This window comes from Haladaptatus paucihalophilus DX253, assembly GCF_000376445.1.
GTDB lineage: Archaea > Halobacteriota > Halobacteria > Halobacteriales > Haladaptataceae > Haladaptatus > Haladaptatus paucihalophilus.
This window is the reverse complement of sequence record NZ_AQXI01000001.1, coordinates 1,816,447-1,840,395: the sequence shown is the minus strand read 5'-3', so window position 1 is coordinate 1,840,395 and position 23,949 is coordinate 1,816,447. Positions and strand designations below refer to the sequence as shown.

Sequence of the window (23,949 nt, the reverse complement as noted above, 5' to 3'; positions counted from 1 at the left end):
TGGGTGCAACCTACCGCACGACACGACCACGCTTGAACAGGAGGTGAACTGACAGTATGAGCCGATGGCGCTACCTCGGTCGCCGTCTGTTACTGTCCATTCCGATCCTGATATTCGGGATGACGATTACGTTCGTCGCCCTCCGTATGGGTCCGATCGACCCCGTTGGGACCATTCTCGGTCCGACAGGCGACCCACAGGCATATCAGCAGATCAGGAATCAACTCGGCCTTAACAAGCCGTTATGGGCACAGTACATCGACTACATGATCAACATGGCCACCTTTAACCTGGGCAAATCGTGGGTGCTTCAACCCGACGTGAGTGCGTACTCGATCATTCTGGACTACGCACCGCGAACCATCTGGTTGGGTTTCTGGTCGGTGCTCATCGCCGTCTTCGTGGGTATTCCCCTCGGATTCTACGCCGGACTGAACCCGAACTCGTGGAGCGACTACGTCGCTTCGTTCGGTGGTATCGTCTGGCGTGCGATGCCGAACTTCTGGTTGGCGATCATCTTCATGTCGGTTCTGTCCCTCTCCGAACAGGTGCTGTTCGGCTTCGACTGGCAGAATTGGATCGTCCATACGAACGTCACCGGCGTTCCGTTTCAGGATCCCAGTAACTTGACCAACCCGCACGACCTGCTCGCGGCGATCAAGAAGATCGCACCGGCGGCCATCGTCCTCGGTTCCGCGTCGATGGGGAACGAGATGCGTATCGGTCGGACCGCCGTGTTGGAGACGGTGAACTCCAACTTCATCGAGACGGCACGCGCGAAGGGCGTCCCTCCGCGCTCGCTCGTCTGGAAACACATCTTCAGGAACGCGCTCATCCCGCTCGTTCCCATCATCACGAGCGAGGCGTTCCTGCTCATCGGTGGTTCGGTTCTCGTCGAGTCGGTGTTCGGCATCAGCGGTATCGGGCAACTGTTCTTCGATGCGATTGAAGGCGGTGACCTACCGCTCGTGGGAGCGCTGATGTTCATCTTCATCCTGCTCGTCGTGATAATCAACATCGTACAGGACATCCTGTACACCCTCATCGACCCCCGCGTCGGCTACGATGGAGGCGCGTAATATGAGTTCAAATTCGACCATTCGAGAAGAACGTCCCCTCCGCGAACGAATCGCAGACAACCCACAACCGGCCACGCTGTGGCTCGCCGGATTCCTACTGCTGATCGCGGTCGAATTCGGTGCGCTCTCGGGCATGATAATGTCGTTCCCGTGGGCGGCGCTGATGGACAAACTGCCCTTCCTCAAACCGGTCGCCGCGCCGTTTGCGACCCTCGGCGACGCGCTGGCGAACCTGCCGACGCTCCTTTCGAGGGAGATATTCGACAACACCGGATGGCAATCGCCACAGGGCGGTTGGAAGGGAACGTTCCTCGGACTCTCCCCGGCCATCGTTTGGACGATTCGGGTTACGCTCATCTACGCCTATTCGCTCGTCTTCCTGTACTGGATTTGGCGTGGCTACCTCACGTTCCGGAAGCACTATCGATACGCCGACTGGACTCCCCGTGACGACATGGTGAACCGATTCCGCGGTCACACGTGGGGTCTGTTCGGGTTCGTCATCGTCTTCATGTTCGTCGTGATGGCGATTTTCGCACCCGCACTCGGAACGACGACGGTCGAGCGCAACATCAAAAACCCGTACTCCTACGAGGTTAACTATCTCAACAAGGACACCGGGCAGGTCGAGAAAGTCAATATCGGTGACGCTAATGCGGGTTCGACATCGGAAGGTCCGAGCGGAAACGTCGCTCCGATGACCTACGACGACTACGGCCGATGGCACCCGTTCGGGACGTTACCGTTGGGGTCGGACATGTTCACCTTCATGGTACACGGTGCTCGCGTGTCGATGTTCATCGGTGTCACCGCTATCTTGGTGAGCGGACTCATCGCGACGGCGTTCGCGCTCCTGACGGCGTACTACAAGGGTCTCGTCGACCTCGGTGCCGTCATCATCGGTGACTCCATCATGTCGATTCCCCGTCTCCTGTTCCTCATCTTGCTCTCGTACGTGTTAGCGGACACCTGGATTGCGCGCATATATAACGGCGGTTTCCTGCTCGCCTTACTGTTCGCCGGGACGGGATGGCCGTATCTCTGGCGTGCGGTGCGCGGTCCCGCGTTCCAAGTGTCCGAACAGGAGTGGATCGACGCGGCGAGGAGCTTCGGACAGAGCCCCGTTACGACCATGAAAAAGCACATGGCACCGTACATCCTCGGCTACCTGCTCGTCTACTCCTCGATGACCCTCGGCGGCATCATCATCGGGGTTGCGGGACTGTCGTTCCTCGGCCTCGGTATCAACGCCCCGACGCCCGAGTGGGGTCGTGCGGTAAGTATGGGACAGGGCTACGTGGCGGGTCCATCGTGGCACATCTCGTTCATTCCGGGTGTGCTCATCGTGCTCGTCGTCACCGCCTTCAACGCGCTCGGCGACGGCATCCGCGACGCGGTTGACCCGCAGAGCGAGACTGGCGAAGACGCCGGTGCCGAAGTCGCGGCGACGGGAGGTGGCGCATAATGGCATCGAGTCAACACCCCTCGTCGATCGCCGACAGGGAACCGATGCTTCGCGTCGAGAACCTTCAGACGGCCTTCTTCACCGACAAGGAAGTCATCCGCGCCTGTGACGGCGTTTCGTTCGACATCAAACCCGGTGAGACGGTCGGCGTCGTCGGCGAATCCGGGTCCGGAAAGAGCGTCACCGCACGCTCCATCATGGGACTCATCAAGTCGCCGGGCCGCATCCTCGATGGAAGTATCCAATTCAAGGGCGAGGAACTGACGACGAAGAGCGAAAAGGAGTACCGACAGATTCGCGGCGGCGACATCGCGATGGTGTTCCAGGACCCCCTGACGAGTCTGAATCCCGTGTACTCCGTCGGAAATCAGATCAAGGAGGCGCTTCGCCTCCACCAAGGGCTGACGGGAACGGAAGCGACCAAGGAGGCCATCAACCTCCTCGAAGCGGTCGGAATCCCGGACGCCGGACGACGGGTCCGCGAGTACCCACACGAGTTCTCGGGTGGGATGCGCCAGCGGGCGGTTATCGCCATGGCGCTCGCGTGCGACCCCGAACTGCTCATCTGTGACGAGCCGACGACGGCGCTCGACGTGACGATTCAGGCCCAAATCCTCGAACTCCTCGACGAGCTTCAGGAGGAGCGCGACCTCGCCATCATGTTCATCACCCACGACATGGGTGTCATCGCGGAAATCGCTGACCGCGTGAACGTGATGTACGCGGGCGAAATCGTCGAGAGCGCTCCCGTCGTGGAACTGTTCGAAAATCCACGACACCCCTACACTCGGGGGCTTCTTCGAAGCATTCCGGGGAACAACCCGGACGCGGACCGCCTCGTCACCATCGAGGGCGACGTTCCGACGCCGAACGAACCGGCGACGTACTGCCGGTTCGCCCCCCGGTGTCCCGAAGCGTTCGATTCGTGCGACAAAGTGCATCCGGTACCCGTCGCGGTCAACGACGATTCGGAGGACCACGCCGCGGCGTGCTTGCTGTATCCGGAAGACGTATCCCAATCAGAGGCCATCGACGTGCACCGAAATGCGGCAACCGAAAGTGAGGATGAACTATGAGCGAAGTACAGCAGAGTAAATCCACCTCTGTCTCGGAAGGCGAGACGCTCGTTGAAATCAACGACCTGAAGACCTACTACGGCGACGGCGGTCTCATCGATTCGACCCCCGTGAAGGCGGTCGACGGCGTTTCGCTCGAAATCAAACGCGGCGAAACGCTCGGGCTGGTCGGCGAATCCGGCTGTGGCAAATCGACGCTCGGACGGACGCTCATCCAGTTGGAGGAAGCGACGTCCGGTGAGGTGCTGTTCGACGGCACCGACATTACCGAACTGTCGGGACAGGAACTCAAAAACTGGCGACGGAACAGCCAGATGGTCTTCCAGGACCCCGAATCCAGCCTCAACGACCGGATGACGGTCGGGGAGATCATCCGCGAACCGCTCGACGTTCACGATTGGAAGACGCCGCGCGAGCGCCGGGAACACGTTCGAGAACTGCTCGACGTGGTTGGGTTGCAACCCGAGCACTACTACCGCTATCCGCACCAGTTCTCGGGTGGGCAGCGCCAGCGCATCGGCATCGCCCGCGCGCTCGCGCTCGAACCCGAGTTCATCGTGCTGGACGAACCCGTCTCGGCGCTGGACGTGTCCGTGCAGGCCCAGATTCTCAACCTGCTCGAAGACCTGCAGGAGGAGTTCGGCCTGACGTACCTGTTCATCGCCCACGACCTCTCGGTCGTTCGGCACATCTGTGACCGCGTGGCGGTGATGTATCTCGGTCACATCATGGAACTCGGTCCGTCGGACGAACTGTTCGAAGAACCGAAAAATCCCTACACGATTTCGCTCCTGTCGGCGATCCCCGACCCCGACCCGACGAGCAGTCGGGAGCGCATCACGCTTCGGGGAACGCCACCGAGTCCCCGCGACCCGCCGAAGGGATGTCCGTTCAGCACGCGCTGTCCGATGAAGATTCGGCCGGAGGAGTTCCGGGACGCGGACGACGACCTCTGGCTCAACATCGAGATCTTCCGCGAAGTCGTGCGCGCACGAACCCGCGCGGACCGGTCGGTGACCGACCAGGTGAAGGAACTGCTCGGCATGGAGACGCGCTTTTCGGACATCGGCGAGATTCAACAGGAGTTGTTCGCCGATATCGACATCCCGCGCGACATCGAACAGCACATCGACGAGGCGACGGGCTACATCGAGAACAACGACGACCAGCAGGCCCGCGAGTATCTCCGCGACGTGTTCGGAAGCGTCTGTGACTCCGACTCGCCCGGCGACAACGTGGTGAGCAATTCCGGTCGCTTTAGTCACTGTCACCGCCACCTCGACGAGTACGACGAACCGGACGAGTTCACGCCCTACGCGAATCGGTAATGGCTGCACCGGACCGGTCTCCACGGCGGGCACGACAGGCGCTCGACGCACTCGTCTACGCCATCGCAGTGACCGGTGTGGCGTTCGTCGGCGGCGGCCTGGTAAGCTTCCCGCTCGGCGGCGGGCTGGTCGGCGTGAAGTACTTTCTGTTTCTGATCGGCTTCCTGCTGTTCGGATACGGTGCGTGGCAGTTACGACCCGACCGTCCGTGGGACGTGGATAAATCCGACGGCGAGATAGAGATCGTGCGAAACGATACCCGGGGCGAGGTCATCGGTTCGCGCGAGGAGACGCGGTTTCAAGCTACCGTGCAGCGACTGCCGCCGCTGTCGTGGTATTCGATTCCGCCCGAGGAGCGGTTTTCTCCCGGTGCGAAGCTGTTTCTGGCGAGCATCGCGATTCTCCTCGCTTCGTTCCTCATGGAAGCCGTGTTCGGCGTTGGCGCGTAGCAACAGTTTTTACCGCTTCCGCGCCTGAAGTCGCTGTATGCCAGAAACCGGCGACGAGGAAGGCAACTACGCCGAGCGAATCGCGGCGAACGCCGATGCCGAGAAGGATGCGTGGGGGATGACGCTCGAAGACATGAACGCGATGGCGGACGACCTCGAATCGGAGGGGTGGGACGTCGTTACCGTCCCCGCCAGCCACACCGCACCGGAAAACCCGGACGCGGGCGACACCGACCGGTTCGGTTTCGTTTACGTCATCCCGGACAACTACGCCGAGGACTTCAGTGAAGCGGTCGAAGCGGGGACGTTCCCGAAATATCAAGTTTTCCGCAAGGAAGTCGGCTCCCGCGTGTTCCAGCTCACGCAGTTCCTCGACCCCGACACCGAAACCGCGATTCTCATCGCGGGCTCCTACGAGATGATGCACGCGCCGCCGCTCGTCAAAACGGCGATGGAAGAAGACGAGATGTTCAGTCACGTCCAGACGCTGGACGGGACGGTTCACGGGTCGTTCCGGCACGACGACTACACGAAATTCTTCCCGGAGCCGGAAAAGTACGAAGACTACGTTGTGGAAGCGAACGTCGGAACCGACGACGAATAGTCACCGTTCGTCGGTGTCCCTCTGTCTCACCTCGATTTTGCATCCGCGCATCCGCTTCTCGTCCCCCCGCGCTTCGTAGGGTACAAGAAGGGTGAAGCCGTATCCGGCGGATATGAACGTTGCCGAAGCGATGACACCCCGGTCAGACGTGGTTACTGTCGAGCTTCCGGGCACGCGCGACGATGTGCTCGAATACTTGCAGGAACGCTCGTTTTCCTCCGTTCCGGTCGTCAAGCAGACTGACGACGGCGAGCAGTACCGCGGTCTCATCTCGCGCGATGACCTCATCGAGAACCCCGACGAAGACCAACTTGCGATGCTCATGCGCGACGTCGCGACGACGACGCAGGACGCATCCGTCGAAGACGTCGCCAAATTGATGTTGGACGAACGAACCCGCCGCGTTCCCGTCGTCGACGGCGAACTCGAAGGAATCGTCACCGTCACGGACGTCGTTCGAGCGATAGCCGAAGGCGAAGCCGATGGCGACACGGATGTCGGCGAACTGGCGAGTCCGGACGTCAACACCTGTTACGTCGACACGCCGCTGAGCGTCGCCGAACGCGAAATCTACTACGCGAACGTCCCGTACGCTGTCACGCTCGGCGAGGACGGCGAGATGAGCGGCATCCTCACCGAAGTCGATATCATCGACGTCGCCCACGTGGTCGAGGGCGAGGACGACACCGGCGGCAGTATCGCAAACGAGGACGATGCGTGGATGTGGGAGGGAATCAAATCGGTCGGCAACAGTTACATCCCGACGCGAAACGTCCAGATTCCGTCCGCCCCGGTCAGCGAGTACATGACCGACGACGTGGTGAGGGTTTCGAAACACAAGACCGCGCGCGAGGTCGCACAGATGATGCTGACGAACGACATCGAACAGGTTCCCCTCGTTAGCGGCGACCTCCTCGTCGGCATCGTGCGCGACGTGAACCTGTTGGAGGCGCTTAAATGACCGGCGAGTTGGTCGAACTCGCCAAGCGTCGTGGTTTCTTCTTCCAATCGTCGGAAGCATACGGCGGCGTGTCCGGCTTCTACGTCTACGGCCCGCAAGGTGCGGCGCTGAAGCGAAACATCGAGGACTCGTGGCGCGACCGCTTTCAGGTACAGGAGGGCCACCGGGAGATAGAAGCACCGACGGTGATGCCGGAACCCGTCTTCGAGGCGTCGGGCCACCTCGACACTTTCGACGACATGCTGGTCGAATGCCCCGAATGCGGCGAGAGCCACCGCGCAGACCATCTCATCGAGGACAACACGGACATCGAGGACGCGGAAGCCATGCCGCTTTCGGAAGTCGGCGACCTCATCGCCGAGTACGACCTCCACTGTCCGAGCTGTGAGACGCCGCTGGCGGGCGAGCCGGTCGAAGACTTCAACCTCATGTTCGAGACGGACATCGGTCCCGGCTCCGGCCACCCCGGCTATCTCCGCCCTGAGACGGCACAGGGCATCTTCGTCGAGTTCCCGCGACTCAAGGAGTACGCCCGCAATCAACTCCCGTTCGGTATCACCCAAATCGGCACGGCCTACCGGAACGAGATCAGCCCGCGGAAATCCATCATCCGCGTCCGCGAGTTCACGCAGGCGGAACTCGAACACTTCATCGACCCCGAAACCGACGAACCGCCGCTTCACCGCGTCGAGGACGTCGAAGTGACGCTGTACTCCGCCGTCGAACAGAACGACGATGACGGCGACTACCTCCGAACGACCATCGGTGAGGCGGTCGAGGAGGGCATCATCGCCAGCGACTGGGTTGCCTACTACCTCGGCGTCGGTCAGGAGTGGTACGAACGAATCGGCGTGGACATGGACCGTTTCCGCTTCCGACAGCACCTCGCGGGCGAGCGCGCCCACTACGCGAGCGACTGTTGGGACGCCGAAGCCGAAATCGACGGCGACTGGATAGAGATTACCGGCTACGCCTACCGGAGCGACTACGACCTCTCGAAGCACGACAAATACTCCGACGAGGATTTCACCATCTTCCGGCAGTACGACGAACCGAAAGTGGTCGAACGGGCGACGGTCGACCCCGACATGAGCTATCTCGGTCCGGAGTTCGGCGGCGCGGCCGCCGACATCGCCGAGGCGCTCCAGACGCTCGCGGAGCGCGACCGCACCGCCTTCGACGGCGACGTGGTGACCGTGGAAGCCGACGGCGACACCTACGCGATTCCGGTCGAGAAGACCGGTTTCAGCGTCGAGGAAGTCAAGGAGTCGGGCGAACACATCGTTCCGCACGTCGTCGAACCGTCCATCGGTATCGGCCGCGTTCTTTACACCGTCCTCGACCACGCCTACGACACGGACGAAATCGAGGGCGAAACGCGAACCCGGCTGTCGCTCGACCCCGAAATCGCGCCGACGACGGTCGGCGTCTTCCCGCTCATGGACAAGGACGACATGGGCGAGACGGCCAGAGACATCGCGGCCGAACTCCGAAGCCACGGCCTCGATGTGGTCTACGACGACTCCGGGAACATCGGCCGTCGATACCGGCGACAGGATGAAGTCGGCACGCCGTTCTGCGTCACCGTCGATTACGAGGGTCTCGAAGACGACACGGTGACGCTCCGCGAGCGAGACTCAACCGAACAAGTTCGCGTCGCCGTCGACGACCTCCCGAACCTCATCGCCGACCTTCGGAGCGGCGAGCGCGCCTTCTCCGAACTCTAACCGTGGCGGGTGAAGTCAAGCGCAGGCTGGTACACGTCAGCGGAACCGGATTTCCGGCGCTGTACCTACTGGGGTTGCTGACGTGGGAGCAGTTGCGCTGCCTTCTTCTCCTCGGTTCCGCGGTCGCGCTCGCACTCGAAATCATCCGTCTGTTCGTCGGCCTCGACTGGAAGATATACGACGAACTCACGCGGAGTTACGAACAGGACAACCTCGCGGGTTACGCCCTCTACTTCTTCGGCATGACCGCGACGGCGTGGGTGTTCGAACCGCGAATCGCCGTTCCCGCGATGCTCATGCTGACCATCGCCGACCCCATCAGCGGCCTCATCGGGTCGGGCGAACTCGGCATCAAGGCGGCCCACACTTTGCTGGTGACTTTCGCGGTCTGTCTTCTCATCGCATCCGCCTTCGGCCTCCCGCTTCCCGCCGCCGTGTTCGGTGCCGTCGCTGCGACGCTCGCCGACGGCGTGAAACCCGTCATCGCGGGCTACGTCATCGACGACAATCTCACGATTCCCATCGGTGCCGCCGTGGCTATCTTCGTCGGGTTGCGGTATCTGCCGATACTCGTTTGATCATCCGTAGCCGTACTTCGGGAGATCGCCATCGCGCTGCACCTGACCATTCTCTCCCTTGGCGAGTTCGATACTCTGACCGGTTTGGAGACGACGAACTGTCGAACACTTCCGTCGAACGATCGCTCTCAGACAGAGGAACAGCATCCGAACGACGTAGCGGAGGTGCTTTACCATTCGATTGGCGGGTTTGGTCCCGTTTTGTCTTATAAACCTTCGCCGACCACTTTCACTCCGCCACACGAATCCTTTAACCGAATGACGACCAAACTCACGACGAATGGCGACCACGGACGCTGCAACGAACTACGTGGAACACCCCTATCTCTCGCCCTCGTTCATCGAGCGGCGACTCTATCAGATTCAACTGGCCGGGACCGCGCGGAACGACCACACGCTCGTCTGCCTCCCGACCGGACTGGGAAAGACGACGGTCAGCCTGCTCGTGACGGCCGAACGATTCGACGACGTGGGCGGGAAATCGCTCCTTCTCGCGCCGACGAAACCGCTGGTGAACCAGCACGCCGACTTCTATCGGGAAGCCCTCTCGATTCCGGACGAGGACATCGTGGTGTTCACCGGCGAGGTCCGCCCCGACGAACGCTCGGAGCTTTGGAAATCGTCGAAAGTCATCATCGCCACGCCGCAAGTCGTTGAAAACGACATCGTGGGCGGGCGCATCGACCTCGGACCGGTGACGCACGTCACCTTCGACGAGTGTCACCGCGCGACCGGCGACTACGCGTACAACTACATCGCGGAGCGCTACCACGCGGACGCGGACGACCCGCTCGTTACCGGAATGAGCGCGTCGCCGGGTGGCGACAAGGAGTCGATTCTGGAGGTCTGTGAGAATCTCGGACTGCACGAAGTCGAAGTGATGACGGAGGAGGACAGCGACGTCTCGACGTACACCCACGACACCGAAGTCGAGTGGGTTCGCGTGCAACTCCCCGACGAAATCATCGAGATTCGGGACGCCCTGAACGAGGTCATCTCCGACAGACTGGAGCGCCTGAAGGACCTCGGCGTCATCAACACGACGCGCCCCGACGTCTCCCAGAAGGACCTGAACAAGGTCCGGGGTCAGTTGCAGAAACTCATCGACAACGACCAGTCGGAGGGGTACCAGGGCATGTCCGCGCACGCCGAGGTGATGAAACTCCGCCGGGCGGTCGAACTCGCGGAAACCCAGAGCGTCGAATCTCTCCGTCGGTATTTCGAACGCCAGCGCAACTCCGCCCGCTCGTCGGGCGCGTCGAAGGCGAGCCAGCGCATGGTTTCCGAGCCGAAAGTGCAGGAAGCGATGCGCAAGGCGGTCCAGTACGAGGGTCGGCATCCGAAGTTTCAGAAGGTCAGGACCTACGTCGCCGAAACGCTGGGACTGAACGACGGGGAGCGTATCATCGTCTTCACCGAATCACGCGACACGGCGGAGACGCTGACGGACTTCTTCAACGACGAACTCGGAAGCCAGTTGACCGCCCGGCGGTTCGTCGGGCAGGGCGACAAGGACGGCAGCGACGGAATGACCCAGAAGGAACAGCAGGAAACGCTCGACAAGTTCCGGGCGGGCGAGTTCGAGGTGCTCGTCTCCACCTCCGTCGCCGAGGAGGGGTTGGACGTTCCCGAAGTCGATTTGGTACTCTTCTACGAACCCGTTCCGACGGCGGTGCGGTCGATTCAGCGGAAAGGACGGACCGGCCGACAGGCACAGGGGCAAGTCGTCGTCCTTCTCGCCGAGGATACCCGCGACGAGGCGTACTTCTGGATTTCGAAGCGTCGGGAGGACGAGATGGAAGAAGAGCTACGGAAGCTCAAAGGCGTCGCCAAGGAAGTCGAGGAGGAACTGGACGACTCACAACAGACGCTCGGGTCGTTCGGCGGCGACGGTGACGGCGGCGGAAAGACGAGCGAGGTGGGCCACGGCTTACAGGAGTTCGAGACGGGGGCGGCGGGCGACACGGACGATGCCGAGGACGGTGCGGGCGACGGGGGGTCGGAACCGGATGGCGTCGTTGCGACGGCGCGCAAACGCGATAACTCCGATGCCGTCGAAATCGTCGCCGACCAGCGCGAACTCGACGCGAACATCGCCCGCGACCTCTCCGCGCGCGAAGGCGTCGATGTCCGCCTCGAAACGCTCGCGGTCGGCGACTACGTTCTGAGCGACCGAGTTGCCGTCGAGCGAAAGTCGGTGAGCGACTTCCTCGATACGCTCGTCGGAAGCGACCGCTCGATGTTCGAGCAGGTGGGGGACATGAACCGCCACTACGCCCGCCCGGTCGTCATCATCGAGGGCGACGGACTCTACGAGGAGCGAAACGTCCACCCGAACGCGATTCGGGGTGCGGTTTCGTCCCTCGCCGTCGATTTCGGTGCGAGCGTCCTCCGAACCGAGGACGAGGCGGACACGACGGACCTGCTCGAAGTCATCGCCACCCGCGAACAGGAGGTCGCACAGCGCGAGGTCTCCGTGCACGGTGACAAGCACGCGAAGACGCTCGCGGAGCAACAGGAGTACGTCGTGGCCTCTATCGCGGACATCGGGCCGGTGACCGCTCGGGCGTTGCTCTCCGAGTTCGAGACGGTTCAAGCCGTCATGACCGCCTCGAAAGACGACCTTATGGAGACCGAGGGGGTCGGCGAGATAACCGCCGACAGAATCCGCGAGGTCGTTTCGAACGAGTACGATCCGTAAGGCTGGCTTACCGCAGGACAGGAGTGGTGTTTGATACCTAATGGCACACTGTCGGTCATCACGGCCTAAATCCGCTCTTTCGACGCTCGTACGGTGACGATGACGGCGGATAAACGGGGTGAACGGTCGGGACACGTTAAACCCTCCCTGCCGTTTACCCGGATGAGAGTAAACTATGTTACCTCGCCTCATGGGGCAGGATGACGATGAGGAGCGGACAGTCGAACAGTGGTACGGAAAGCCACAGCACGAGATGGCCCCTTCGACCAGCGAACAGGAACTGTACGGTGACCCGCAGCACGACGTAGCAGACGGAGGCTCCCCGTCGGATTTCGACTTGGACCTCGGATACACGTTAAACTGGTTCGACCTCTCCGAGGAGTTGGACGCCGACGTCGAACGCCAGTTGCTTACGGAACGATAGTCACCGGCACCGCCTCGGAGCGAACTATCTTTTCGGCGGCGCTACCGAGAATTGCCCGGTCGACGGTTCCCGACCCGTGATGGCTCATGATGACGTGCTCGTAACCGTTCTCCGTCACCAGTTCGAGGACGTTCTCGCCGACTCGCTCTGCCGGTCGGAACTCCAGTCGCATATCGGTCGAGAGTTTCGGCTCCGACTCGATGTCCGCCGACTCGAGGACGTCACGAGCACGTGAGAGTATCTCGTCGGTTGCGGATGTCGCCTCGTCGGAGAAGTGCACGACGTGGAGCGTGGCGTCGAACTTCCGAACGAACTCCGCGGCGAACACGAGCGCGCGAAAACTCCCGTCGGAGCCGTCGATAGGAACCAGTACGTCCATGGGGTGACTGTCGGCCGGTTTCGGCTTAACGATTCGCCCGGTCGAGCGCGGCGAGCGCCTCCGCCGCCTCACGCGTCGCGGCCAGCAGTTCCCGCGAATAGCCGACGTCGTTCGTCCCTTCCGCCTCCCGCGCAAGGGCCGTCAGTTTCCGCACCAACGCCTCCCGCGCCGCCGAAAGGTCATCCGTTCCCGACTCCGCGGCCGTCCGCGTTCCCGCCGCTCGCGTCTCGGGTTGTCGTGCCCGTTCGCTTCGATTTTCCCCTCCCGTCTGGCTCGGGGGTACACGCCGAGACTGACGCGGAACGCTTTGCGGTGGCGTCGGCGACTGTGCGCGGTTCGGTTCCCGCGACTGACCCATCCCTGTCGATTCCGTCTGTGCGTCCTCCTCGCCGTGTCCGGGCGATTCGACCGAAATCTCGCTGGGCTCTCCGGCGGTTTCGGTTTCAGCACTCGCGTCGCTCTCGACCGTCTCCGGCGTTTCCGCCTCCGTGGTTTCTGCCTTCGACGCTTCGTTCCCGGCACCTTGGCAGGTCGGGCAGAACTCCGTCCCGTTCATTCGGAAAATAGGGTCGCCGCAGGTGTCGCAGTGTTTCCCCGTCATCGTCGCGCCCTGCAACAGCAGTTCGCTCATCCGCTGGGTCGATTTTCGCTCCTCCTTTTCGTTCTCGTACTGCTGGCGGAGCTTTTCCCGCTCCGCTTCCTTATCGAAATCGCTCATGAACGGACAGAGACCGTCCAGACTCTTGCCCCTTTCCCTCGTCTTTCGCCCCGAGATATATATACCAAATCGCGGCCAGAACCACCGTGTCGAAGATACCGTTCACCGAACTCGAAACCGTGGCGTACTGCCCACGGAAGGGCTACTACCGGCGACAGGACGACATCGAAATCCCGGACCTCGTTACCGAACGGCGACGACTCGCGTTCGAATACGACCGCCTCCTCGATGCCCCCGATTCGGAACTCGCCGACCGTCCATTGGAAGTCCCACCCGCCCGATTTCGCGCGAATCTCGAACGCGCCACCGAGTTCGATGCGTGGGACCACCTCCGCTCGCCCGAGACACGCGACAGACTGGTCGAAGGGAAGGACTGTCGCGGCATCGTCCACAAAATCCTCGACCGTGACCCGCCGATTCCGTCGATGGTGTTCACCGGAACCCCACCAGAGACCGGCGTCTGGGAATCCCAAAGCGTCCGCGCGGTCGCAGCCGCGAAGGCGCTCTCGTGGGAACACGAGCAACCTATCGAACACGCCTTTGTGGAGTATCCGGCGTGCGGCGTCGTTCGGAAGCTTCGCCTCTCGACGCGACGGAAGGCGACGTATCGACGCGCCCTCCGAACCGCTCGCGCGCTCGACGGGCCGCCGCCGCGGTTGACCAACCGGTCGAAATGCGACGCCTGCGAGTACCGCGCCGAGTGCGGCGTGAAAACCCGAACGCTTCGCTCGCTACTCGGCGGCTAGCCACGCTTCGATTTCGTCCGCGTTCTCCCCGCGCCGGAGGATTTCACCCTGCTTTACGTTCACCACGGTGCTTCCGGTTCCGCCGGTTTCGCCGCCGTCGATGACGCATTCGGCGGCGTCCCGTATCTCGTCGTCGAGGTCGTCGATGCACGTCACGCTCCCTCGGCCGCTCACGTTGGCGCTCGTGCTGGTGATGGGCGCAACGTGCCGGAGAAGGGACAGCGCGACCGGTTGGTCGGGAATTCGAACGCCGACGCGCGACCGTCCTCCGGTGAGTACGTCGGGAACGATGTCGCGTTTCTCACAGAGCACGGTGACCGGCCCAGGGAGAAACGCCTCCATGAATGCCAGTTCCCGCTCGGTCGGACGAACGTAGTTCCGCGCGGTTTCGACGTCGGGAACCGCGAGCGATATCGGCTTATCGCGCGCTCTTCCCTTCGCGTCGAACACCCGCTCTATCGCCGTCGGGTCGAGCGCGTCGGCACCGAGACCGTACACCGTCTCGGTCGGATAGACGACGAGGTGACCGTCCCGCATCGCCGTTGCCGCGCGTTCGAGTTCGTCTTCGCTCACGCCGTTTCCATCGCTCGCGTCTTCCATAACCGGGTGTTGTGGCTCCACGCGAAAAAAGCGTCGCGTCGTCCTCGATTACTCGCTCCAGTCCGCTAGCGCCTGCTTCACTTCGTCGTAGTCCGGGAAGTCGGGCCACTCCGCGGCGACCCACGCGTACTCGACCGTCCGGTCTTCGTCCAGCAGGAACATCGCCGGTCGCGGTTCGCTGATGCCTTCCATTCCGTCCAACTCGTGTTCGATGCCGTACGATTTTCCGACGTCGTTCGCCGGGTCGCTGAACAGTCGGTACTCCATCTCGCGCTCCTCGATGAACGTCTTGTGCTCGTACGGCGTCGAAATCGAGACGCCGACGATTTGCACGTCGTACTCGTCGTCCCACGCGCGGTCTCGCAGTTCGTTCCACACGTAGGTCGCCGGGAACGCGCCGTCCATACCGTGAAAGACGAGCAGCGTCCGTCCGTCGTCCGTGATGTCGGACAGAGAGACGTCCTCCCAGAGTTCGGCATCCACGAGCGGACGCGTGAAGTCCGGTGCCGTTTCGCCCACCTCGGGATGGTCCGACGGTGGCAGTTCCACGACCTCGAAATCGACCATTATTCGTCCCCTCCGTAGGTGTTCTCGATGTACTGGACGATGTTCGCGCTCTCGCTCATCGTGACGCCCGTGTTTTCGTCGACGATGGCCGGGACGGTCCGCTTGCCGCTGATGCGCTTGACGACGTTGCGGTCCGAGTGCATGGGTTCGACGAATCGCGACTGGTAGGTGATGTCGTGGTCTTGGAGTTTGCGGACGACGCGCTCACAGAACGGACACGCCTGCAATCGGTACAGCGTGAGGTCCGGTTCTGTCGTCTCGGTGCTCATATTCCTCGATTGGGACGAAACGTTCGTAAGGTCTTCGTTCTCGGCAGTTTCGCTCAAAATTTGGAACAGCACAAGAATAAAGAGTTAATCCCGCTGACGCTCAAGGTGGGTTATTGAATGACACTCTCCCCGACACTCATCGCACTTTCACAAACTGCGCCGCTGAATAGTCTGTTCAGCATCAACCCCTCCGGACAGTTGACCCTGTGGGGTGGGATCGCCTCCGTTCTCCTCCTTCTCGTACTCTCCGCGTTCTTCTCCTCCTCCGAAATCGCGATGTTCTCGCTCGCCAAACACCGCGTGGAAGCGCTCGTGGACGAGGGCGTCGACGGCGCGAAGACAGTCGATTCGCTCAAGAGCGACCCGCACCGCCTGCTCGTGACGATTCTCGTCGGTAACAACATCGTCAACATCGCGATGTCCTCGCTCACGACGGCGCTCGTTGGCATCTACTTCGACAACCCCGGCGCGACCGTCCTCATCTCGACGTTCGGCATCACCTCGCTCGTCTTGCTGTTCGGCGAGAGCGCGCCGAAATCCTACGCCGTCGAGAACACGGAATCGTGGGCACTCAAAATCGCAAAGCCGCTCAAATACTCCGAGTATCTTCTCCTGCCGCTGGTCGTCACCTTCGACTACCTGACGCGGGCGGTCAACCGCGTCACGGGTGGTCGCTCCGCCATCGAAACCTCGTACGTCACGCGCGACGAGATTCAGGACATGATCCAGACCGGCGAGCGCGAGGGCGTCATCGAGGAGGACGAACGCGAGATGCTCCAGCGCATCTTCCGGTTCAACAATACCATCGCCAAGGAGGTCATGACGCCGCGCCTCGACATGACCGCCGTTCCGCAGGACGCGAGCATCGACGAGGCCATCGAGACGCTCGTTCAGTCGGGTCACGAGCGCGTCCCCGTCTACGAGGGAAGTCTGGACAACGTCATCGGTATCGTCACGGTGCGCGACCTCGTGCGCGAGAAGAACTACGGCGAGACGAAGACCGACGGCCTGAAACTGAGCAACCTGATTCAGCCGACGCTTCACGTCCCCGAGAGCAAGAACGTGGACGAACTGCTGACCGAGATGCGCGAAAACCGGATGCAGATGGTCATCGTCATCGACGAGTTCGGAACGACGGAAGGGTTAGTGACGATGGAGGATATGGTCGAGGAAATCGTCGGTGAAATCCTCGACGGCGAGGAAGAGGAACCGATAGAGCGCGTCGACGAGGACACCGTTATCGTTCGCGGCGAAGTCAACATCGACGAAGTGAACGAAGCCATGAAAATCGAGCTCCCCGAGGGCGAAGAGTTCGAAACCATCGCCGGGTTCATCTTCAACCGTGCGGGCAGACTCGTGGAGGAGGGCGAGGACATCGACTACGAGGGCGTCCGCCTTCACGTCGAACAGGTCGAAAATACCCGCATCATGAAGGCTCGAATCACGCGGTTGGACGAGGAGGTCGAGCCGAACACGATAGAGGAAGGCGTCGAATCCGGCGCGGAATAGCGGTCGCTGTTCCGTTTTCGGTCGGTACGAAACACCGTGCGTTTCGGTTGGTGCGAAAAATCGGCGCGCGGACTCTCGAACGACAGTCAACAGTCTAACAGGATAGTCAAAACGAGACGTTCGTTTCCATCCCGTCCGTCGCGTCGTCCAACCCGTCCTGTTGGATGTCACTTGTCATTCTATCGGATATCTCTCTGTCTTGTAGAATGTTCTCGAACTCGTTGATATACTGTTGGTTCACTGTTCGCGCCTCGTCTTTCGCCTCGATAACGCGACGGTAGCGCCGAACGGTCGATTCGTCGGTATCGAGTTCCGCCGCGCAGTCGGCGGTCGTCGCGCCGTCCCGGACGAGCGTCCGAAGCGTCTCGATTTCGAACGGTGCGTCGGTGTCCGATGGTCGAAAAAGATGGAGGTCGATTCGGGCGCTGGCGACGTCTTCTTTGAGCGATTCGTCCCCGAGTTCGTCGGCGATTCCGTCGTCGCCGTCCCCGGCGTAAAATCGTCGAACGACCGTCCGTAGCTCCTCGTCGGTGAGCGGGGTATCGAAGTCGTATCGCTCGCGCATCTCCGCCACGACGGCGAGCAACTGCTCCTCGACTCTTTCTTCCGTTCCGAGCGAGCCGTGCGTCTCTTCCTGTTTTTCCGTGACTGTCTCCTCGTCGGTCATATCGAGGAACATGTCACGGAGTTCTTCGGTCTTCTTATTCATAGCGCGTACCTCATGCCGGGAGTCTATAAAAACCTGTTGGGCGGTGGGTGAAATTTCGTTCCGACGATTGAAACAAGCCCCGCCGTCAACCGAAGTCATCATGGTGGTTGACGAGCGACCCTGTTCCATGTCCACCGAAACCGGCTCCGTCGAACTGGTTGGCGAGCAAACCGTCGGAAACATCGCACGAACCGCGCTGTTCGCCGCCATCGTCGGCGCGTTCGCGCAAGTCTCGTTTCCGAATCCGCTCGCTCCCGCCATCCCCGTCACGCTCCAAGTGCTCGGCGTCTTTCTCGCTGGAATCTTCCTCGGACCGCTCTGGGGGTCCGCGTCGCTCGTTCTCTACCTCGTCGCCGGTGCGGTCGGCGCGCCCGTCTTCGCCGGTGGATCCGCCGGACTGGTCGATATTTTCGGCCGATTGACGAGCGGCTACCTGCTCTCGTATCCCTTCGCCGCGTTCGCCATCGGCGCAATCGTCCACGACGGACTGACGCTCCGTGACCCGAAGCGCGCGGGTCTCGTTCGTCTCGTCGGCGGAATGGTCGTCGGTACCGTCATCATCTACGCCTTCGGGACCGTCGGATTCTCCTACTTCGGCAACTACGGACTCACCGAGGCGTTCATGCTCTCGGCGGTCGCTTTCATCCCATTCGAGGCGTTCAAAATCGCCGCCGCGGTCGGCATCGTTCGGAGCGACCGCGTTACGGCCGAATGAAACTCGAACACTGACCGAATGATAACGACGCAAAATATCGTCCACCGCTTCGGCGACGCAGTGGCGCTCTCCGGCGTCTCGCTCACGATTCCCGACGGGGAGTTCGTCGTGATTTCCGGCCCGAACGGGAGCGGTAAGACGACGCTCGTCCGGCACTTCAACGGCCTCCTCTCGGCCGACGAGGGGACCGTTTTGGTGGACGAGACGCCGGTCGAGGAGAACCTCGTGGCCGCCCGAACTCGCGTCGGCATGGTGTTCCAACACCCGCGAGACACCTTCGTCTCCGCGACCGTCGGCGCTGACGTGGCGTTCGGTCCGGAGAACCTCGGCCTCCCGCGCGAGGAAATCGACCGTCGCGTCGAAACGTCCCTGTCCGCGGTCGGAATGGCCGACCGCAGGGACGCGCGCATCGACACGCTCTCGGGTGGCGAGTGCCAGCGCGTCGCCATCGCGGGCGCGCTGGCGATGGAACCCGCCCATCTCGTGCTGGACGAACCGTTCACCGGACTGGACGGCCCGGCCCGCGAATCCGTGGTGTCCCACCTCGAAACGCTCTCGACGTCGGGGACGGGCATCATCGTCGTCACTCACGACTTGCGGGACGTCTGGTCGCTCGCGGACCGCGCGGTCGCGCTTCGTGACGGGAAAATCGCGGTCGATGGGTCGCCCGAGGAGACGGCATCCGAACTCGCACGCATCGGCATCCGGACGCCATGACGCTCGCCTACCGTTCGACGGGGGCGTTCGCGGAACGACTCGACCCCCGCGTGAAACTCCTGTTTCAAGCGGTCTTCGCGGCCGTCGCGCTCGCGCACACGACCCCCGTCGGACTCGCAACTCTGACGCTGGTGGTCGCAGCGGTGTTCTTCGGGGCGGCCACGTCTCCCGTGTGGGTGCTCCGCGAGTTCCGCTACCTGTTCCCGTTCCTCGTCGGTGGCCCCGCGTTCGCCGCGCTCACGCTCGGCCCGCCGTGGGTGGTGCCAGGGGATGCCGTCGCGCCCGCGCTTGCGAGCTATCGCGTGCTCCTCGTCCTCTGTGTCAGCGCGGCCTACGTTCGGACGACGCCTGTCCGCGAGTCGCGCGCGGCGATTCAGTGGCTCGTTCCCGGTCGCGTCGGCCAGTTTCTCGGGATGGGCGTCGCCTTCGTCTTTCGCTTTTTTCCGGTTCTACAGGCGGATTTGCGGTCGATTCGGGACGCGATGGCCGCCCGACTCGGCGACGAGCGTTCGCTGACCGACCGGATGGAACTCGTCGGCGCGGCGGGGCTGTCGCGGGCGTTCTCCCGCGCCGATACGTTCTCGCTTGCCCTCCGCGCTCGCTGTTTCGCGTGGAACCCGACGCTTCCCCGTCTTGCGGTTTCGTCCGCGGACGTGCCCGCCATGTTTCTGACCGCGGCGCTCCTCGTCTGGGGGGTCATTTAAACTACAAACAGATTTTTTATTCTCGCACGACGGCGGCGGGACGGGTGGGTGGCAAGATTTAAGCAATTCGTCTCCTCCTGATAAAACATGGCAATCTTCGCGCTCGCGGAGGCGGCGGGTACGACGCGCCCGACGTTCTGGAGAATCGGTCTGACGGGCGAGGCGATATTCTATTACCTCGCCGCCGTGACCGTCCTCTTTTTCGTCTACGGCGTCTACAACCGCTTCGCGCGGTACACCGACGGCGAGGAGGACTGGTTCGACCGGTTGGACGACCTACCGGGACGGATGACTCGTGCGGCGAAAACCGTCATCACGAACGAGAAGCAGTTCAACCGCGACCTGTACGGCGGGTTGATGCATTCGTTCATCCTGTGGGGCTTTTTGACCTTGCTCATCGGGACGACCATCCTCGCAATCGACATGGACGGCTATCGAAAGTTCACCCACTACTTCCTCGGCGGCGAGAAATCCTTCTTCGTCGGGAGTTTCTACCTCGCGTACTCGCTCGTGATGGACGCGATGGGACTGCTGTTCGTCGTCGGCATCTCGATGGCGCTCTACCGGCGCTACTGGGTCCGTAACGAACGGCTCTGGGGCAAACACACCGGCCGCGAGGACGACCTGTTCATCTGGACGCTGTTCCTGCTCGGCGTCGGCGGCTACCTCACCGAAGGCGTTCGGATCCTCGGCACCAGCGCGGTCCGAAACGTCGATTTCGAGACGGTCAGCTTCGTCGGCTGGTTCGTCAAGGACCTGCTCTCGGCGGCGGGCGTCACCCCCGAGATGGCGATGACGTGGTACCCCGTCACGTGGTGGGCGCACGCGCTCATCGCGCTCGTCTTCGTCGCGGCGATTCCGTACGCCAAACCGTTCCACATGCTGTCGTCGTACGCCAACGTCGTCACCCGCGACGAGAAGGCGGGCAAGCGACTGCCCGGCGTCCCCTCGGACGCCAGCCCCGACGAAATCGGCGCGAGCTCCATCGACGACTTCTCGTGGAAACAGCTGCTCGACCAGGACGCTTGTACGAAGTGCGGCCGCTGTTCGTCGGTCTGTCCCGCAAAGGCGTCCGGCCGCCCGCTCGACCCGCGCGACGTGATTCTCGACCTGAAACAGTACCGCGAGAACCTCGACATGGGCGGCGACGAAAAGCCCATCATCGCCGACGGCGGTTCCAGCGTCATCGACAGCAGCACGATGGAGTCCTGCATGGCCTGTATGGCCTGCATGGACGCCTGCCCGGTCGAAATCGAACACCTCTCCTCGTTCACGGAGATGAACCGTCGGCTTACCGAATCCGGCCAGATGGACGTCAACGTGCAGGACGCGATGATGAACGTCTTCCAGAACGGCAACGCGTTCGGCGACCCCGAGCGCCGCCGTCCCGAGTGGACCGAGGAACTCGACTTCGAAATTCCCGACGCCCGCGACGAGGACGTGGAGTTCCTCTGGTACGTCGGCGACTACCCGTCCTACGACGAGCGCAACCGCCGCGTCGCCCGCTCCTTGGCGACCATCTTCCACGAGACGGGCGTCTCGTACGGCATCCTCTACGAGGACGAACAGAACGACGGCAACGACGTGCGTCGCGTCGGCGAGGAAGGGCTGTACGAGATGCTGGTCGAGGACAACGTGGCCGCCTTCGAGGAGTGCGACTACGACAAAATCGTCTGCACCGACCCGCACAGCTACAACACGTTCAAAAACGAGTACCCGGAGATGGACGAGGACTTCGACTCTCCGGTGTACCACTACACGCAGGTCGTCGAGGAACTGTTCCAGTCCGGTCGTATGGGCCTCTCGGGTACCGAACTCGACTACACGGTCACCTACCACGACCCGTGCCACCTCGGGCGCTACAACGACGAGTACGAAGCACCCCGCGAAATCGTGAAAGGAACCGGCTGTACGCTGGACGAGATGCCGCGCAACCGCGCCAACTCCTTCTGCTGTGGCGGCGGCGGCGGCGGCCTCTGGATGGACTTCGAGGAGGACTCGAAACCCAGCGAGGAGCGCATCCGCGAGGCGCTCGAAGACACCGACGCCGGGTCCGGCGTCGAGAAGTTCGTCGTCGCCTGCCCGATGTGCATGACGATGTACGAGGACGGCCGGAAAACCGGCGGCTACGAGGACGACATCGAAATCGTGGACGTGGCCGAACTCGTCGTCGAAGCCCTCGGCGCTGAAGAGAAGATCAAAGTCTCGAACTGAGCTTTCCGTTCTCGATTTCTGTTTTGCTCGTCGATTTTCCCGACAGTCAGCAGGCCGACCAACCGGCAGGACGCGCAGGTCAGTCGATTCGCACCGCTCGTGCGAATCGACCGAGCGCCCGGGGAGGTATGGGGACTCCGAGGGCGGGCGAGGTTGCGGAGCAACCTCGAAAGCGAACGGTGAAATTGCCGAGCGTTGCTCGGCAGTCAGCCGGACAAGTCCGGCGAAACCGTGAGCAGTGGCGGTCGTGCGGTTCCGGCCGCCCGTCCGCACGCGGTGCGGTCGTTTTCCCCAGCAACTGTCGTCCCGATATCCGTTCCAACAACCCTCGAATCTCTCCCCGAAGAACGCTGAATCCTGACGACAACCGACTTTCATTCTTCTTCAAACGATTGGAACCCTAACAACTATCCGAAGCGAATCCGATTGTGCGAGCGATGAACCCCCTCCTCGTCGGCGTGGCGGTGTTCAGTTTCGTCTCGCACGTCGTCACGCTCTACGTTTGGTATCTCCGAGACAAACCGCCAATCGCCCTCATCACGTGGGCCGCATACGCGCTGTTCTGGGCATACCTCGCCGTCACCGAGTTCTTCGAACTGGAGTTCGCCACCATCGGATTGGCGGTCCTCCTCGTGGTCGTTCTCTCGCTTTCGGCCGTTCTCCTCCATCGTCAGTGGGGGAGCAACAGCACACAGTCCGCCTGACGCAACGACTCCGACCGGCTACTGTTTCCTATCACTTGGCTACTGCTTCCTATCGATTGTTCCTATATCCTCCCTCAAAGTACTATTTCGAATGAAATTCTACTGAATTCTACTGAATTATACTGCTCTTTCACCGTCCCACGATAGCGACACGGTGTTTCCGCTTCCCGTCATTCCCTTTCGCCGTCGCGTTCCCGCGCCGCGCCGACGGCACGCGCGATGAGACCGGCCTGTCCGCCCGCCACGAAGCCCGCGTCGATGTTCACGGTGGAGAGCACCGTACACGACTGCAACATCCCCGAGAGCGCCGCCTCGCCGTCGCTCGCGTGGCCGTAGCCGTTCGACACCGGTAGGCCGATAACGGGGGTGTCCACGAGTCCGGCGATGACCGTGGGGAGCGCGCCCTCGCGCCCCGCGGCGACGACGAGGGCGTCCGCCGCGCGGAGGGCGTCCACCTCGTCCAGCACGCGGACCAGGGAGGCGACGCCCACGTCGTGAATCTCCTCGACGGTCGCGCCCATCTCCGACGCGATGACCGCGGCTTCCCCGGCGGGAATCGCGTCGCTCGTGCCCGCGCTGACGATGCCGACCGTCGCGTTCACCTCGGGCGGTTCGAAGGTCGGCGCGTGGGCGACGAGGACGTTCGCTCGCGTTCGAACCCGAACGTCCGCGTCCGGGTGGTCGGCGTCGAGCCTCCGCTGGACCGCCCCCGCGTGGTCGTCGTCCACCCGCGTGACTATCGCTCTGCCCGCGGTTTCGACGGCCGTGGTTGCGAGTTCCGCGACTTCGCTCGGCGTCTTTCCGTCGGCGAGTATCGCCTCCGGGACGCCGCGACGCCGCTCGCGGGCCGCATCGAACCGTCCGGCCCCGTTCGTCGCGTATCCAGATAACATCGCCTCCGCTTCGGCGACGCTGGTTTCCCCGTTCGCCACCGATTCGAGTAGTTCGCGCATATTCGCCACTCTGTGGCCCTCCTACTCCTGTCTGTCGTCCGCGGTCAATCTAC

The 23,949-nt window shown here is 62.3% G+C and carries 26 protein-coding genes; 18 read left to right on the top strand and 8 right to left on the bottom strand.

Annotated features, from left to right (window positions below):
• The first annotated feature begins 56 nt into the window (after window positions 1–56).
• From B208_RS0110285 to B208_RS0110245, 9 genes are all read left to right on the top strand, one after another.
• The gene (locus B208_RS0110285; protein ID WP_026177806.1) at window positions 57–1,079 is read left to right on the top strand and encodes an ABC transporter permease; all 1,023 of its coding nucleotides are present in this window, start codon (window positions 57–59) and stop codon (window positions 1,077–1,079) included.
• A complete protein-coding gene (locus B208_RS0110280; protein WP_007976164.1) occupies window positions 1,066–2,544 on the top strand; it encodes an ABC transporter permease in 1,479 nt (492 codons plus the stop codon). The genes B208_RS0110285 and B208_RS0110280 overlap by 14 nt, the downstream gene beginning before the upstream one ends.
• On the top strand, window positions 2,544–3,620 hold the full coding sequence (locus B208_RS0110275; protein ID WP_007976165.1) for an ABC transporter ATP-binding protein: 1,077 nt from the start codon (window positions 2,544–2,546) through the stop codon (window positions 3,618–3,620). The genes B208_RS0110280 and B208_RS0110275 overlap by 1 nt, the downstream gene beginning before the upstream one ends.
• Entirely contained in the window at window positions 3,617–4,948 is a 1,332-nt protein-coding gene (locus B208_RS0110270) for an ABC transporter ATP-binding protein (protein WP_007976166.1), read from the top strand. Before B208_RS0110275 ends, B208_RS0110270 begins: the two co-directional genes overlap by 4 nt.
• Window positions 4,948–5,397 (top strand): DUF7555 family protein, encoded by a 450-nt coding sequence (locus B208_RS0110265; protein ID WP_007976168.1) that lies wholly within the window; start codon window positions 4,948–4,950, stop codon window positions 5,395–5,397. The genes B208_RS0110270 and B208_RS0110265 overlap by 1 nt, the downstream gene beginning before the upstream one ends.
• 37 nt (window positions 5,398–5,434) lie before the next feature.
• Entirely contained in the window at window positions 5,435–6,001 is a 567-nt protein-coding gene (locus B208_RS0110260; protein ID WP_007976170.1) for a DUF7529 family protein, read from the top strand.
• Window positions 6,002–6,113: 112 nt separating this feature from the next.
• Window positions 6,114–6,962: a CBS domain-containing protein gene (locus B208_RS0110255; RefSeq protein ID WP_007976172.1), complete on the top strand. Its 849-nt coding sequence runs from the start codon at window positions 6,114–6,116 to the stop codon at window positions 6,960–6,962.
• A complete protein-coding gene (gene glyS / locus B208_RS0110250; RefSeq protein ID WP_018128853.1) occupies window positions 6,959–8,689 on the top strand; it encodes a glycine--tRNA ligase in 1,731 nt (576 codons plus the stop codon). The genes B208_RS0110255 and glyS overlap by 4 nt, the downstream gene beginning before the upstream one ends.
• A 2-nt stretch (window positions 8,690–8,691) precedes the next feature.
• Window positions 8,692–9,267 carry a diacylglycerol/polyprenol kinase family protein gene (locus B208_RS0110245; protein ID WP_007976176.1) on the top strand — a complete coding sequence of 192 codons (576 nt, stop codon included), beginning with the start codon at window positions 8,692–8,694 and terminating at the stop codon, window positions 9,265–9,267.
• On the opposite strand, the gene B208_RS24310 is transcribed toward B208_RS0110245, so the two are convergent.
• Window positions 9,268–9,444 (bottom strand): hypothetical protein, encoded by a 177-nt coding sequence (locus tag B208_RS24310; RefSeq protein ID WP_007976177.1) that lies wholly within the window; start codon window positions 9,442–9,444, stop codon window positions 9,268–9,270.
• Window positions 9,445–9,547: 103 nt separating this feature from the next.
• Here B208_RS24310 and B208_RS0110235 point away from each other — a divergent pair, with 103 nt between their 5' ends.
• Window positions 9,548–11,968 (top strand): DEAD/DEAH box helicase, encoded by a 2,421-nt coding sequence (locus B208_RS0110235; RefSeq protein WP_007976179.1) that lies wholly within the window; start codon window positions 9,548–9,550, stop codon window positions 11,966–11,968.
• Between the two features lie 190 nt (window positions 11,969–12,158).
• Window positions 12,159–12,392: a hypothetical protein gene (locus tag B208_RS0110230; protein WP_007976181.1), complete on the top strand. Its 234-nt coding sequence runs from the start codon at window positions 12,159–12,161 to the stop codon at window positions 12,390–12,392.
• Here B208_RS0110230 and B208_RS0110225 read toward each other — a convergent pair.
• On the bottom strand, window positions 12,379–12,771 hold the full coding sequence (locus B208_RS0110225) for a universal stress protein (RefSeq protein ID WP_007976183.1): 393 nt from the start codon (window positions 12,769–12,771) through the stop codon (window positions 12,379–12,381). The two genes, B208_RS0110230 and B208_RS0110225, sit on opposite strands and share 14 nt — an antisense overlap.
• Before the next feature lie 25 nt (window positions 12,772–12,796).
• Window positions 12,797–13,489 (bottom strand): Sjogren's syndrome/scleroderma autoantigen 1 family protein, encoded by a 693-nt coding sequence (locus B208_RS0110220; RefSeq protein WP_007976185.1) that lies wholly within the window; start codon window positions 13,487–13,489, stop codon window positions 12,797–12,799.
• Between the two features lie 86 nt (window positions 13,490–13,575).
• Here B208_RS0110220 and B208_RS0110215 point away from each other — a divergent pair, with 86 nt between their 5' ends.
• Window positions 13,576–14,235: a CRISPR-associated protein Cas4 gene (locus B208_RS0110215; RefSeq protein ID WP_007976188.1), complete on the top strand. Its 660-nt coding sequence runs from the start codon at window positions 13,576–13,578 to the stop codon at window positions 14,233–14,235.
• Here B208_RS0110215 and B208_RS0110210 read toward each other — a convergent pair.
• The 3 genes from B208_RS0110210 to B208_RS0110200 are packed head-to-tail and all read right to left on the bottom strand — an operon-like array spanning window position 14,221 to window position 15,671.
• A complete protein-coding gene (locus B208_RS0110210) occupies window positions 14,221–14,835 on the bottom strand; it encodes an L-threonylcarbamoyladenylate synthase (protein WP_007976190.1) in 615 nt (204 codons plus the stop codon). The two genes, B208_RS0110215 and B208_RS0110210, sit on opposite strands and share 15 nt — an antisense overlap.
• 48 nt (window positions 14,836–14,883) lie before the next feature.
• The gene (locus B208_RS0110205; RefSeq protein WP_007976192.1) at window positions 14,884–15,402 is read right to left on the bottom strand and encodes a redoxin domain-containing protein; all 519 of its coding nucleotides are present in this window, start codon (window positions 15,400–15,402) and stop codon (window positions 14,884–14,886) included.
• Window positions 15,402–15,671 carry a glutaredoxin family protein gene (locus B208_RS0110200; RefSeq protein ID WP_007976196.1) on the bottom strand — a complete coding sequence of 90 codons (270 nt, stop codon included), beginning with the start codon at window positions 15,669–15,671 and terminating at the stop codon, window positions 15,402–15,404. The genes B208_RS0110205 and B208_RS0110200 overlap by 1 nt, the downstream gene beginning before the upstream one ends.
• Window positions 15,672–15,788: 117 nt before the next feature.
• Between B208_RS0110200 and B208_RS0110195 the strand changes: the two genes are divergently transcribed.
• Window positions 15,789–17,180 carry a hemolysin family protein gene (locus B208_RS0110195; RefSeq protein WP_007976198.1) on the top strand — a complete coding sequence of 464 codons (1,392 nt, stop codon included), beginning with the start codon at window positions 15,789–15,791 and terminating at the stop codon, window positions 17,178–17,180.
• 106 nt (window positions 17,181–17,286) lie between these two features.
• On the opposite strand, the gene B208_RS0110190 is transcribed toward B208_RS0110195, so the two are convergent.
• Window positions 17,287–17,889, bottom strand: a complete 603-nt coding sequence (locus tag B208_RS0110190; protein WP_007976200.1) for a hypothetical protein — start codon at window positions 17,887–17,889, stop codon at window positions 17,287–17,289.
• 127 nt (window positions 17,890–18,016) lie between these two features.
• On the opposite strand from B208_RS0110190, the gene B208_RS0110185 reads away from it, so the two are divergent.
• From B208_RS0110185 to B208_RS0110165, 5 genes are all read left to right on the top strand, one after another.
• Window positions 18,017–18,604, top strand: coding sequence for a biotin transporter BioY (locus B208_RS0110185; protein WP_018128852.1), 588 nt, complete (start codon window positions 18,017–18,019; stop codon window positions 18,602–18,604).
• 18 nt (window positions 18,605–18,622) lie between these two features.
• Window positions 18,623–19,321 carry an energy-coupling factor ABC transporter ATP-binding protein gene (locus tag B208_RS0110180; RefSeq protein WP_007976203.1) on the top strand — a complete coding sequence of 233 codons (699 nt, stop codon included), beginning with the start codon at window positions 18,623–18,625 and terminating at the stop codon, window positions 19,319–19,321.
• A complete protein-coding gene (locus tag B208_RS0110175; protein WP_007976205.1) occupies window positions 19,318–20,025 on the top strand; it encodes an energy-coupling factor transporter transmembrane component T family protein in 708 nt (235 codons plus the stop codon). The genes B208_RS0110180 and B208_RS0110175 overlap by 4 nt, the downstream gene beginning before the upstream one ends.
• Before the next feature lie 87 nt (window positions 20,026–20,112).
• On the top strand, window positions 20,113–22,239 hold the full coding sequence (locus B208_RS0110170; protein ID WP_007976206.1) for a heterodisulfide reductase-related iron-sulfur binding cluster: 2,127 nt from the start codon (window positions 20,113–20,115) through the stop codon (window positions 22,237–22,239).
• 437 nt (window positions 22,240–22,676) lie between these two features.
• On the top strand, window positions 22,677–22,943 hold the full coding sequence (locus tag B208_RS0110165; RefSeq protein WP_007976210.1) for a hypothetical protein: 267 nt from the start codon (window positions 22,677–22,679) through the stop codon (window positions 22,941–22,943).
• 170 nt (window positions 22,944–23,113) lie between these two features.
• Here B208_RS0110165 and larB read toward each other — a convergent pair whose 3' ends face one another.
• Complete coding sequence (gene larB, locus B208_RS0110160; RefSeq protein ID WP_007976212.1) at window positions 23,114–23,896, bottom strand: nickel pincer cofactor biosynthesis protein LarB; 783 nt, start codon at window positions 23,894–23,896, stop codon at window positions 23,114–23,116.
• Between the last annotated feature and the right edge of the window lie 53 nt (window positions 23,897–23,949).